Origin of the sequence: Pseudomonas sp. W2Aug9, from assembly GCF_023127755.1 — a bacterium.
Taxonomy (GTDB): Bacteria; Pseudomonadota; Gammaproteobacteria; order Pseudomonadales; family Pseudomonadaceae; genus Aquipseudomonas; species Aquipseudomonas synxantha_A.
Genome location: NZ_SPKL01000029.1, coordinates 59886 through 72891 on the forward strand (window position 1 = coordinate 59886; position 13006 = coordinate 72891).

Below are 13006 nucleotides of genomic sequence, written 5' to 3' on the forward strand. Positions count from 1 at the left end.
ATATGCCACGTTTTTCTCATTTGATCGCCTGTGCTTCGCAGGTGTTGTTCGTTTTGGCAGGAGCCCACGCAATGGCTAGCAGTCTTGTATTACCGACCTCCGCTCAGTTGGCGGGGCATTGGCAATTGAAGCAGCAGGACCAGGTATGCGCGCTGGATTTATTGGAACAGGCCAATGCCCTGGGAGGCGATATCGCTTGTGTGGAGCAATGGCTGGGCGACAAGCCACAGACGTGGTCGCCAACGCCGGACGGCATTTGGCTGTTTAACGCCGAAGGCTCAGGGATCACGCATTTGAATCGCCAGAAAGAAGGCGAATATCAAGCCCGCACTAAAACCGGGCAAGTTGTCGAGCTGAAACGAATGCCTTAGTTAAAAGTTATAAGCATATAACTCGATTTAGCAGTTGGCCGTGCGCTTCCTCGGCAGGGCGACTATTACGTGCAGTGCGCTCCAGGAAGATAAAACAATATGGCGAAGTCCCAAGGGGTCGCGCCCTTATTCAGGGCGCTGGGTGAATACAAGAGTATTTTGATCAGCGTTGGCTGTTTCACGGCATTGATTAACCTGCTGATGCTGGTGCCGTCGATTTACATGTTGCAAGTGTATGACCGTGTGTTGTCCTCCCAGAATGAAACCACCCTGGTGATGTTGACGCTGATGGTCGTGGGCTTCTTTGCGTTTATTGGCCTGCTTGAAGTTATCCGCAGCTTTATCGTGATTCGAATTGGCAGCCAGTTGGAGCGGCGTTTCAATCTGCGCGTGTACAAGGCCGCATTCGAACGCAACCTGCAACGCGGCCAGGGTCATGCCGGGCAATCACTGGGCGACCTGACCGCGTTGCGTCAATTCATCACCGGGCCTGCGCTGTTCGCGTTCTTTGATGCGCCATGGTTCCCGATCTATCTGTTCGTGATTTTCCTCTTCAACGTGTGGCTCGGCGTGCTGGCCACGGCTGGCGCGGTATTGTTGATTGCCCTGGCTTGCCTGAATGAATACCTGACCAAAAAACCATTGGGCGAGGCGGGTGTGTTTTCCCAGCAGTCGACCCAGTTGGCCACCAGCCACCTGCACAACGCCGAGACGATCCAGGCGATGGGTATGCTCGGTGCGTTGCGCAAACGCTGGTTCGGGGTGCATTCGCAGTTTTTGGGCTTCCAGAACACCGCCAGCGATACCGGGTCGGTCATTACCTCTCTGAGCAAATCCCTGCGCCTGTGCCTGCAATCTTTGGTATTGGGGCTGGGCGCCTACCTGGTGATCAAGGGCCAGATGACCGCCGGGATGATGATCGCAGGCTCCATCCTGATGGGCCGCGTACTCAGCCCCATCGACCAGCTGATCGCGGTGTGGAAGCAATGGAGTTCGGCCAAGCTGGCTTACCAGCGCCTTGATGGGCTGCTGCGTGAATTCCCGCCAGAGGGCGAGCAAATGGCCTTGCCGGCGCCCAAGGGCCAGGTCAGTTTCGAACAGGTCAGTGCTGGCCCACCGGGGCGGCACATGGCGACCTTGCATCAAGTCAGCTTCAACCTGGCGGCCGGTGAAGTGCTGGGCGTGCTGGGCGCGTCGGGCTCCGGCAAGTCCACCCTGGCCCGCGTGCTGGTGGGCGTGTGGCCGACCCTGGCCGGCACCGTGCGGCTGGACGGCGCGGACATTCACCGTTGGGACCGCGACGACCTCGGCCCGCACATCGGCTATTTGCCCCAGGACATCGAGCTGTTCAGCGGCAGCATCGCCGACAACATCGCACGCTTTCGCGAGGCCGACCCGGAGCTGGTGGTCCAGGCCGCGCAACAGGCCGGTGTGCATGAGCTGATCCTGCGCCTGCCCCAAGGCTACGACACGGTGCTGGGCGATAACGGCGGCGGCCTGTCCGGTGGCCAGAAACAACGCGTGGCCCTGGCCCGCGCCCTGTACGGCGGGCCGCGCCTGATTGTGCTGGATGAGCCCAACTCCAACCTTGATACGGTCGGCGAAGCGGCGTTGGCCAGCGCCATCGTGCAGATGAAAGCCCAAGGCAGCAGCGTTGTGCTGGTGACGCATCGCTCCTCGGCATTGGCCCAGGCCGACAAATTGCTGGTGCTCGGCGAAGGCCATCTGCAAGCGTTCGGGCCCAGCCAGGAAGTGCTGCGGGCGTTGTCCGGGCAACAGCAGGAAGCGCCGAAAGAGAAAACCGGTGTCAGTTTCAGTCGTCAGTACCCGGCCGCAAGGAACCCAGGCGCATGAGCAGTATTACGGTAGAACCTCGTTTCAAAGAGCGCGATGCCCGCTTCTTCGTGCGTATGGGCTGGCTGATGACGGTCGTCGGTGCCGGTGGTTTTTTCCTCTGGGCCAGCCTGGCACCGTTGGATCAGGGCATCCCGGTGCAAGGCACCGTGGTGGTGTCGGGCAAGCGCAAGGCCGTGCAAACCTTCAGCCCCGGTGTGGTCAGCCGCATCCTGGTCAAGGAGGGCGAACTGGTCAAGCAGGGCCAGCCGCTGTTTCGTCTCGACCAGACCCAGAACCAGGCCGACGTACAATCCCTGCAAGCGCAGTACAGCATGGCCTGGGCCAGTGTGGCGCGTTGGCAGAGCGAGCGCGACAATCTGCCGAGCATTACCTTTCCCACCGAGCTGAGCGCCAACCCTGATCCAGCCCTGGCGTTGGTGCTGGAAGGCCAGCGCCAGCTGTTCAGCAGCCGCCGCGACGCCTTCGCCCGTGAACAAGCCGGGATTCGCGCCAGCATCGAAGGCGCTACCTCACAGTTGAGCGGTATGCGCCGTGCCCGCAGTGACTTGACCGCCCAGGCCCAATCCCTGCGCACGCAACTGAGCAATCTGCAACCTTTGGCCGACAACGGCTACATCCCGCGCAACCGGCTGATGGACTACCAGCGCCAGTTGTCTCAGGTGCAGCAGGACCTGGCGCAAAACGCCGGTGAAAGCGGCCGCATAGAACAGGGCATTGTCGAGTCGCGGCTCAAATTGCAGCAACACAGCGAGGAATATCAAAAAGAGGTGCGCAGCCAATTGGCCGACGCGCAATTGCGCAGCCTGACCCTGGAGCAGCAACTCACCTCCGCGGGTTTCAACCTGCAACACAGCGAAATCAACGCGCCAGCCGATGGCATCGCCGTCAACCTCAGCGTGCACACCGAAGGCGCCGTGGTGCGCGCCGGGGAAACCCTATTGGAAATCGTGCCCCAGGGCACGCGCCTGGAAGTCGAAGGGCATCTACCGGTGCATCTGGTGGACAAGGTCGGCACGCACTTGCCCGTCGACATCCTCTTCACCGCCTTCAACCAGAGCCGCACGCCACGGGTACCGGGCGAAGTCAGCCTGATTTCCGCCGACCAGATGCTCGATGAAAAAACAGGCGCCCCGTATTACGTGCTGCGCACCAGCGTCAGCGACGCGGCGATGGAAAAACTCCACGGTTTGGTGATCAAGCCCGGTATGCCTGCCGAGATGTTCGTGCGTACCGGCGAGCGGTCATTGCTCAATTACCTGTTCAAGCCGCTGCTGGATCGCGCCGGCTCCGCGTTGACTGAGGAATGAGCATGAAGCCAGTGTTCATTTCGCTATTGCTGGTGTGTGGCAGTGCCCAGGCCGCCATGGGCCCGTTCGATGTTTACGAGCAGGCGCTGCGCAACGATCCGGTGTTCCTCGGCGCGATCAAGGAGCGCGACGCCGGCCTGGAAAACCGCACCATCGGCCGCGCCGGGCTGCTGCCGAGGCTGTCCTACAACTACAACAAGGGCCGCAACAACTCCGAGGCGCATCTGCCCGACGGGCGCGGCGGTAGCTATAGGGACGACCGCAACTACAACAGCTACGGCTCCACCTTCAGCCTGCAACAACCGTTGTTCGATTACGAAGCCTATGCCAACTACCGCAAGGGCGTGGCCCAGGCGCTGTTTGCCGATGAAAGCTTTCGCGACAAGAGCCAGGCGCTGCTGGTGCGGGTGTTGAGCTATTACACCCAGGCGCTGTTTGCCCAGGATCAGATCGACATCGCCCGCGCAAAGAAAAAGGCCTTCGAGCAGCAATTCCAGCAGAACGAGCACTTGTTCAAGGCCGGCGAGGGCACGCGCACCGACATCCTTGAAGCCGAGTCGCGCTACGAGCTGGCCACTGCCGAAGAGATCCAGGCCCTGGATGAGCAGGACGCGTCACTCAGGGAGCTGGGCGCGTTGATCGGCGTGCAAAGCGTCAACATCAACGACCTGGCGCCGCTGAACCAGAGCTTTGCCGCGTTCACCCTGACCCCGGCCAACTACGATACCTGGCATGAACTGGCGCTCACCAACAACCCGGTGCTGGCTTCACAGCGTCAGTCGCTGGAAGTGGCGCGCTATGAAGTGGAACGCAATCGTGCCGGGCATTTGCCGCGAATCACCGCGTATGCCACGTCGCGCAAACAGGAGTCCGACAGCGGCAACACCTACAACCAGCGCTACGACACCAACACTATTGGCGTCGAAGTGAGCATGCCGCTGTATGCCGGTGGCGGCATTTCGGCCTCCACCCGCCAGGCCAGCCGCGCAATGGAGCAGGCCGAGTACGAGCTGGAAGGCAAGACCCGCGAAACCCTGATCGAGCTGCGCCGCCAGTTCAGTGCATGTCTGTCGGGCGTGAGCAAGCTGCGTGCCTACCAGAAGGCATTGATATCCGCCGAGGCGCTGGTGGTGTCGACCAAGCAGAGCATCCTTGGTGGCGAGCGGGTCAACCTTGATGCGCTGAATGCCGAGCAGCAGCTCTACAGCACTCGCCGCGACCTGGCCCAGGCGCGGTACGACTACCTGATGGCCTGGACCAAATTGCACTACTACGCGGGCAACTTGCGCGACACCGACCTGGCCAAGGTGGACGAGGCCTTCGGCCCGGATAAAAACCTGTAGGAGTTCGCTCCTATAAGGGGAATAACAATAATCAGGAGTGTGCAGATGATCACTGATTCACCGCGTTTCAAACCCTTCACCGCAGGTTCATTGCTGTTGTTGTCCGTTGCGGCACAGGCGCAATACACCGAGACCGGCCAAGCGGGTAACCCGGCCAGTTGGCGTTCGGCCGAATACCAAAGCGATTGGGGCCTGGGCCGTATGAAGGCCGATGAAGCCTACGCCGCCGGGATCAGTGGCCAAGGCGTGAAAATCGGCGCGCTGGACTCGGGCTTCGATGCCAATCACCCCGAAGCCTCCAAAGACCGCTTTCATGCGGTGACCGCCACCGGCACCTATGTCGACGGCAGCGCGTTCAGCACCACGGGCGCGCTCAACCCCAACAACGATTCCCACGGTACTCATGTCACCGGCACCATGGGCGCCGCCCGCGACGGCGTGGGCATGCACGGCGTGGCGTACAACGCGCAAGTCTATGTGGGCAACACCAACGCCAACGACAGCTTCCTGTTCGGCCCGACGCCAGACCCCAAGTACTTCAAGACGGTATACACCGCGATGGTGGATTCCGGCGTGCGCGCCATCAACAACAGTTGGGGCAGCCAGCCCAAGGATGTCAGCTACCAGACCCTCGGTGACCTGCACGCCGCCTATGCCCAGCACTACAACCGTGGCACCTGGCTGGACGCCGCGGCGGATGTGGCCAAGGCCGGGGTGATCAACGTGTTCAGCGCCGGCAACAGCGGCTATGCCAATGCCAGCGTGCGCTCGGCCTTGCCGTATTTTCAGCCGGAACTGGAAGGCCACTGGCTGGCGGTGTCGGGGCTGGATAAGGCTAATAACCAGAAATACAACAAGTGCGGTATCGCCAAATACTGGTGCATTTCCACGCCCGGCGCGCTGATCAACAGCACTATTCCCGACGGTGGTTATGGGGTCAAATCCGGCACCTCGATGTCGGCACCCCATGCCACCGGAGCGTTGGCGCTGGTGATGGAGCGCTATCCCTATATGACCAACGAGCAAGCGTTGCAGGTGTTGCTGACCACTGCCACGCAGCTTGACGGTTCGATCACCCAGGCGCCCAACGCAATCGTCGGTTGGGGCGTGCCGGACCTCGGCAGGGCGATGCACGGCCCGGGTCAACTGCTGGGAGCCATGGATGTGAACCTGGCAGCCGGGCAGGGTGATGTGTGGAGCAACGGTATCTCCGACCAGGCCTTGCTTGCGCGCCAGGCCGAGGACCGCGCCGAGCACAGCGCCTGGCAGCAAACCCTGATCGACAAGGGCTGGCAGAACGGCGTGAGCGCCACCGCCAGCCAGCAGGACCAGACCGACTACGCCATCGGCAACGCCCGCGACCAGGCGGCGGCGAACCGTGTGTATGAAGGCAGCCTGATCAAGTCCGGCGCCGGCAGCCTGGTCCTCAGCGGTGACAGCACCTATCGGGGCGCCACTATCGTCAATGGCGGCCTGTTGGCGGTGAACGGTTCGCTGACCTCGGCAGTCACCGTGAATGACAGCGGCACCCTTGGCGGTTCCGGGCGTATCGCCGCGTTGTCGGTAAACAACGGCGGCCGCGTGGCACCGGGCAATTCCGTGGGCACCTTGCAGGTAGCGGGAGATGTGAACCTCGGCGCGGGCTCGACCTATGCAGTGGAACTGACGCCCACCAGCAGCGACCGTATTGTCGCGGGCGGCAAGGCGGTCCTGGGCGGCGGCACCGTCACCTTGGCGCTGGAAAACAGCCCCACGTTACTCAGTCAAAGTCAGGTCCAAAGCCTGATTGGCCGGCAATACTCGATCCTTGAGGCCGCGGGCGGCATCCAGGGCCAGTTTGGCCAAGTGCTACCCAACTACCTGTTCCTCGGTGGCACCCTCGACTATGCCGCCAACGCTGTGCAACTGAACGTGGGGCGCAACGACGCGAGTTTTGCCAGCGTCGCCGCCACCCGTAACCAGCGCAACGTGGCGGCGGCTGCCGAGCAATTGGGCGCCAGCAACCCGGTGTATGAAAGCCTGTTGCAGTCGCAGTCAGTCGCCACCGCCCAGCAGGGTTTGCAGCAACTGTCCGGTGAAATCTACCCCGCCGTCGGCGCGATGCTGATCAACGACAGCCTGCAACTGCGCAATGCCGTGGGCGAGCGCCTGCGCCACGTACCAGTGAGCGGCGAAAGCAACCTGTGGTTCAAGGCGCTCGGTGCCTGGGGCAAGAGTGACAGCCGCAGCGAAACGGCCGGTTCGACCACCTCCATCGGCGGCCTGCTGGCGGGCGTGGATGGCGCACTGGATGAGCAGACCCGCGTGGGTGTGGTCGCCGGTTACAGCGACAGCTCCTTGAACATGGGCAGTGGTACCCATTCATCGGCGTCCATCGACAGCTATCACTTTGGCGCGTACGCCGGGCGCGAGCTGGGTGACTGGCGCCTGAGCGTCGGCGGTGCCTACAGCTGGCATCGCGGCGACGTGAAGCGCGATCTGCAATGGGGTGACGTCAGCGGCAAGCAAAAAACCAAGCTGGACGCGACCACGGCGCAAGTCTTCACCGAAGCAGCGTACCGCATCCGCCTGCAAGCGGTGGCCTTGGAACCGTTCGCCAACCTGGCCTATGTGCACCTGAACAGCGAGTCGTTCCACGAAAAAGGCGATGCCGCCGCCCTGGAACGCGGCAGTGACCGCCGCGATGCGGTGCTCAGCACCCTTGGCGTACGGGCATTGAAAACCCTGGCCCTCAATGACCACCAGCAACTGGAACTCTCCGGTTCGTTGGGCTGGCAACACAGCCTCACCGCCGTGGAATCCGAAGAGCACTTGGCGTTTGTCGCAGGCGGGCCTTCATTCGCCGTGCGCAGTGCGCCGTTGCTGCGTGACGCTGCTTTGGTGGGGCTGCAAGCCAGCCTGGCGCTGAATGCCGCGACGCGGGTCAACCTGGATTACAACGGCCAGTTGGGTGGCCGCGCGAAAACCCAGGGTGTGGGTTTGAGCCTGAACTGGCAGTTCTGAAGACACCGCGAACAAAAAATGTGGGAGCAGGCAAGCCAGCGCCCACATTGAATCGGCGGTGTTCTGGAGAAAGTGATTTACACACGTGCAATAAGAAAACTAAGGAAGGTCACCGTGAAAAAACGCAAGTCAGGGTTAACTACCGCCATCCACACCGGCCCGGGCTACCCGCTCAAGGCGCTGAGCTGCGTGCCATACGGCGCGTTGCTGTGTTGCCTGGCAAGCCTGGGAACCGCTCAGGCTGCACCCTATGTGGAAACCGGCAAGCTGGGTGATGCCGCCAGTTGGCGCAGCAACGAGTTCAAGGCCGACTGGGGCTTGGGCGCCGTGCATGCCGACACCGCGTATGCCGCCGGCTACACCGGCAAGGGCGTCAAGCTGGGGATCTTTGACCAGCCGGTGTATGCCCAGCACCCGGAATTCGCCAGCCCCGACAAGGTGGTGACGATTGTCACCGAGGGCATTCGCCAATATACCGACCCGTATATCCCGGTGAAGGCCGGTGATGCGTTCCGCTACGACGGCACGCCGTCCAAGGACTCCAACGGCAAGCTGGGTAACCACGGCACCCACGTCGGCGGCATTGCTGCGGGTAACCGCGATGGCGGGCCGATGCATGGCGTGGCGTTCAATGCGCAAATCCTCACCGCCGAAAACGGTGACCCGGGCCCGGAAGACGGGATTATCCTCGGCAACGATGGCGCGGTTTACAAGGCCGGCTGGGACGGGTTGGTTGCCAGCGGCGCACGCATCATCAACAACAGCTGGGGTATCGGCATCGGTGACCAGTACGCCAAGGGCGGCCGCGATCCGGCGTTCCCCAATTTCACCGTGAATGAAGCCCAGGCGCAGTTCAATACGATCCGGCCGATCCTCGGCACGATCGCAGGTGGTGCTTATCAAGGCGCCATCGACGCGGCCCGCAGTGGTGTGCTGACCATCTTTGCCGCCGGTAACGACTACAACCGCAACAACCCGGACGCGATTTCCGGCCTGGCGTACTTTGTGCCGGAGATTGCGCCGAACTGGCTGTCGGTGGCGGCATTGCAGCAGAACCCGGACACCGCCAGCCCTGATCCGTATGTGATCAGCACCTTCTCTTCACGTTGCGGCTATGCGGCGAGTTTTTGCGTGTCGGCACCCGGTACCAAGATCTACAGCTCGATCATCAACGGCACCGACCTGAACAACCTGACCACCGACTGGGCCAACAAAAACGGCACCTCCATGGCCGCCCCCCATGTGGCGGGTGCAGCAGCGGTGCTGATGGAGCGCTTCGAGTACATGAGTGGCGACCAGATCTCCACGGTGCTCAAGACCACGGCCACTGACCTCGGCGCGCCGGGTATCGACTCGCTGTATGGCTGGGGCATGATCAACCTGGGCAAGGCGGTCAACGGCCCGGGGATGTTTATCACCGCCGAGGACATTCCTGCCGAGTTCCGCATTGAGGGCGCCTATGGCAGCGGGCAGTTCGTCGCGGACCTGCCGGGCGTCGGTGCGGTGGTGGACGCGGGCAAACCGACCCAGCGCATTTGCAACGACGTGCACTGCGGGCTGGATGTGTGGAGCAACAACATTTCAGGCCATGGCGGCTTGACCAAGCAGGGCATCGGCACCCTGGTGCTGGCCGGCGCCAACACCTACAGCGGCCCGACCCTGGTCAATCAGGGCTTGCTGGCGGTCAACGGTTCGGTCACCTCCGATGTCATCGTCAGCCAGACCGGCGTAATCGGTGGCTCGGGGCGTATCGGCTCGCTGACGGCAAATAGCGGCGGCGCCGTGGCGCCGGGCAATTCCATTGGCACCCTGAACGTGGCAGGTAATGTCACCTTCAACCCGGGCTCGACCTACGCTGTGGAATTATCGCCTACCAGCAGCGACCGTATCGTCGCCGGGGGTACCGCCACGCTCAATGGCGGCACCGTAACCCTGGCCCTGGAAAACAGCCCGACACTGTTGAGTGCAACCCAGGCCCAAAGCCTGATCGGCCGTCAGTACAACATCCTGCAAGCGGCGGGCGGTGTCACCGGCAGTTTTGGTGCTGTACTACCCAACTATCTGTTTGTCGGCGGCACCTTGAATTACGCGGCCAACGGTGTGCAGTTGGACGTGACACGCACCAACAGCTTCGCCAGTGTTGCTGCTACACCGAACCAACGCGCCGTGGCCGCAGCCGCTGAGCAATTGGGTGCGGGCAATGGCGTGTATGAAAGCTTGCTGTTGGCACCGACGGCCGCTTCGGCCCAGGGCGCGTTCCAGCAACTGAGCGGTGAAGTCTATCCGGCGCTGCAAACTGCATTGGTCAATGACAGCCGTTATGTACGCGAAGCAGTGGGCGAGCGCTTGCGCAATGGCGAGATGGGCGCAACCAGCCAAGCCATCGACAGCCGTGGCAACGTATGGGTCAAGGCCCTGGGCGCCTGGGGCAAGACCGACAGCCGCAGCGACACCGCTGGCTATAACACCTCCATCGGCGGGATGCTTGCCGGGGTGGACGGTGCCCTCGACGACGCCACGCGCATTGGCCTGGTCGCGGGTTACAGCGATACCTCGCTGAACATGGGCAGTGACACCCATAGCCGCGCCTCGGTCGACAGCTACCACTTCGGTGCTTATGCCGGGCATGAAATCGGCGCCTGGCGCCTGAGCGGTGGGGCGACCTACAGCTGGCACCGCGCCGATGTGAAGCGCGACCTGCAATACGGCGATGTCGCCGGCAAGCAAAAGGCCAAGGTCGATGCGCACAGCACCCAGGTGTTCACCGAAGCGGCGTATCGCATCAACCTGCAACCGCTGGCCCTGGAGCCGTTCGCCAACCTGGCCTATGTGCACCTGGACACGGACAGCTTCAAAGAGAAGGGCGATGCCGCTGCGCTGAAAAGTGGCGACGACAGCCGCGACCTGGTGTTGAGCACCTTGGGTGTGCGCGCCTTGAAGACCTTCAACGTCAACGACCACCAGCAATTGGAAGTCTCCGGCACTCTGGGCTGGCAGCACAACCTGAGCAGCACCGATTCCGAGCAACACCTGGCGTTTGCCTCCGGTGGCCCGTCGTTCGCGGTCGAAAGTGCGCCGATGGTGCGGGATGCCGCACTGGTTGGGGCACGGGTCAGCCTGGCGTTGAGCAAGGATGCGCGGGTGAACTTTGACTACAACGGCCTGCTGGCCAGCAAAGAGAAGGTGCACGGCGTCGGCTTGAGCCTGGACTGGGCGTTCTAAAGGTCAGGTGTAGTTGGTTGTGGCGAGGGAGCAAGCTCCCTCGCCACAGAAGCTCACTCCTACAGTAGGTAACGGATAACAGGTGTTTTGGCTTTCTCTACAAATCCAACAACAGAGAGGCACTACCAATGGGTATCTTTGACTATAAAAACCTCGGCACCGAGGGTTCCAAAACGTTGTTCGCCGATGCGATGGCGATCACGATGTATTCCTACCACAACCTGGATAACGGCTTTGCCGTGGGTTACCAGAACAACGGCTTGGGCCTTGGCCTGCCGGCCACGCTGGTGAGCGCGCTGATTGGCAGCGGCAACGCCCAAGGCGTGATTCCCGGGATCCCGTGGAACCCGGATTCAGAAAAAGCCGCCCTCGACGCAGTGCAACAGGCCGGTTGGACCCCCATCAGCGCCAGCACCCTGGGCTATACCGGCAAGGTCGATGCCCGTGGCACCTTCTTTGGCGAAAAGGCTGCCTACGGTACCGCCCAAGTGGAAGTGCTGGGCAAATACGATGACGCCGGCAAACTGCTGGAAATCGGCATCGGCTTCCGTGGCACCTCGGGGCCACGGGAAAGCCTGATCACCGATTCCATCGGGGATGTGATCAGTGACCTGCTTGCTGCATTCGGTCCCAAGGACTATGCAAAAAATTACGCTGGCGAGGCGTTTGGCAACTTGCTCGGCGACGTCGCTGACTATGCCAGCGCCCAGGGCCTGAGCGGCAAGGATGTGGTGGTCAGCGGCCACAGCCTGGGCGGCCTTGCGGTCAACAGCATGGCGGATCTGAGCGGGAGCAAATGGTCAGGGTTCTACACCGATTCCAATTACGTAGCCTATGCGTCGCCCACCCAAAGCGCCGGCGACAAGGTGCTTAACGTCGGCTACGAAAACGACCCGGTATTCCGGGCGCTGGACGGTTCCTCATTCAACCTGTCGTCCCTGGGCGTACACGACAAACCCCACGAATCGAGCACCGACAATATTGTCAGCTTCAACGACCACTACGCTTCCGCACTGTGGAACGTGCTGCCGTTTTCCATCCTCAACCTGCCGACCTGGGTCTCGCACTTGCCCACCGGTTATGGCGACGGCATGACGCGCATCCTCGAGTCCGGCTTCTACGAGCAGATGACCCGTGACTCCACAGTGATCGTCGCGAACCTGTCCGATCCGGCACGGGCCAACACCTGGGTGCAGGACTTGAACCGCAACGCCGAGGCGCACAAGGGCAATACCTTTATCATCGGCAGCGACGGCGACGACCTGATCAAGGGCGGCAGGGGGGCGGACTTTATCGAAGGCGGCAAGGGTAATGACACGATCCGCGACAGCAGCGGGCATAACACGTTTTTGTTCAGTGGGCAGTTTGGTAATGATCGAGTGATTGGCTATCAGTCGACAGACAAGCTGGTGTTCAACGATGTGCAGGGCAGTCCCGATTATCGCGATCACACCAAGGTGGTGGGCGGGGATACGGTGATTAGTTTTGGTGCCGATTCGGTGACGTTGGTGGGCGTGAGCAGTCTGTCGGGGGAGGGGATTGTTATCGCTTAAGTTGGAATGCGGTTGAAAACTGTGGGAGGGGGCCTGCCCCCTCCCACATTTGATCGGTGTTGATTCGAAGATTAGTTTTCCTTGCGCACCGTGGCTACATCATCGGCCTTGATGCGAATGCGCTTGCCGGCGATATCGGTAAATTCATAGAAGCCGTCGGCTGTCTTGGCGTTGGGCGTGTCCTTGGTCAAATACTGCGTGCCATTTTGCAATGTCACTACCGTTTGCGTGGAGCAACCGGCCAATACCAGAAAAGTGAGTGCAACCAGCGGCAGACCCAAATTCTTCATGTTCATAACCCTTACCTTTAACCCTGAAAAGTCCCGCAGCGTCTGGCTGTGGGCTATAAA

Annotated in this window: 8 protein-coding genes; 7 read left to right on the top strand and 1 reads right to left on the bottom strand. The window is 61.6% G+C overall.

Annotated elements, in window-relative coordinates; translation table 11 throughout:
• The first annotated feature begins 2 nt into the window (after nt 1-2).
• The 7 genes from E3O56_RS19080 (at nt 3) to E3O56_RS19110 (ending at nt 12656) form a co-directional block, all read left to right on the top strand.
• Nucleotides 3-371 (top strand): AprI/Inh family metalloprotease inhibitor, encoded by a 369-nt coding sequence (locus E3O56_RS19080; protein ID WP_032875255.1) that lies wholly within the window; start codon nt 3-5, stop codon nt 369-371.
• A gap of 99 nt (nt 372-470) precedes the next feature.
• Nucleotides 471-2225 carry a type I secretion system permease/ATPase gene (locus E3O56_RS19085; protein WP_248128781.1) on the top strand — a complete coding sequence of 585 codons (1755 nt, stop codon included), beginning with the start codon at nt 471-473 and terminating at the stop codon, nt 2223-2225.
• The gene (locus E3O56_RS19090) at nt 2222-3535 is read left to right on the top strand and encodes an HlyD family type I secretion periplasmic adaptor subunit (protein ID WP_248128783.1); all 1314 of its coding nucleotides are present in this window, start codon (nt 2222-2224) and stop codon (nt 3533-3535) included. Before E3O56_RS19085 ends, E3O56_RS19090 begins: the two co-directional genes overlap by 4 nt.
• Before the next feature lie 2 nt (nt 3536-3537).
• Nucleotides 3538-4878 carry a TolC family outer membrane protein gene (locus E3O56_RS19095; RefSeq protein ID WP_103735195.1) on the top strand — a complete coding sequence of 447 codons (1341 nt, stop codon included), beginning with the start codon at nt 3538-3540 and terminating at the stop codon, nt 4876-4878.
• A gap of 45 nt (nt 4879-4923) precedes the next feature.
• A complete protein-coding gene (locus tag E3O56_RS19100) occupies nt 4924-7881 on the top strand; it encodes an autotransporter serine protease (protein ID WP_148853207.1) in 2958 nt (985 codons plus the stop codon).
• Nucleotides 7882-7995: 114 nt separating this feature from the next.
• Entirely contained in the window at nt 7996-11103 is a 3108-nt protein-coding gene (locus E3O56_RS19105) for an autotransporter serine protease (protein WP_223018276.1), read from the top strand.
• A gap of 128 nt (nt 11104-11231) precedes the next feature.
• Nucleotides 11232-12656: a lipase gene (locus tag E3O56_RS19110; RefSeq protein WP_248091302.1), complete on the top strand. Its 1425-nt coding sequence runs from the start codon at nt 11232-11234 to the stop codon at nt 12654-12656.
• 71 nt (nt 12657-12727) lie between these two features.
• Here E3O56_RS19110 and E3O56_RS19115 read toward each other — a convergent pair whose 3' ends face one another.
• On the bottom strand, nt 12728-12952 hold the full coding sequence (locus E3O56_RS19115; RefSeq protein ID WP_005788446.1) for a YgdI/YgdR family lipoprotein: 225 nt from the start codon (nt 12950-12952) through the stop codon (nt 12728-12730).
• Nucleotides 12953-13006 lie beyond the last annotated feature (54 nt).

Bases quoted from the DNA above. Each gene is read 5' to 3' on its own strand.
- E3O56_RS19095 (WP_103735195.1), top strand. From the start codon at position 3,538: ATGAAGCCAGTGTTCATTTCGCTATTGCTGGTGTGTGGCAGTGCCCAG.
- E3O56_RS19110 (WP_248091302.1), top strand. From the start codon at position 11,232: ATGGGTATCTTTGACTATAAAAACCTCGGCACCGAGGGTTCCAAAACG.
- E3O56_RS19080 (WP_032875255.1), top strand. From the start codon at position 3: ATGCCACGTTTTTCTCATTTGATCGCCTGTGCTTCGCAGGTGTTGTTC.
- E3O56_RS19090 (WP_248128783.1), top strand. From the start codon at position 2,222: ATGAGCAGTATTACGGTAGAACCTCGTTTCAAAGAGCGCGATGCCCGC.
- E3O56_RS19115 (WP_005788446.1), bottom strand. From the start codon at position 12,952: ATGAACATGAAGAATTTGGGTCTGCCGCTGGTTGCACTCACTTTTCTG.
- E3O56_RS19100 (WP_148853207.1), top strand. From the start codon at position 4,924: ATGATCACTGATTCACCGCGTTTCAAACCCTTCACCGCAGGTTCATTG.
- E3O56_RS19085 (WP_248128781.1), top strand. From the start codon at position 471: ATGGCGAAGTCCCAAGGGGTCGCGCCCTTATTCAGGGCGCTGGGTGAA.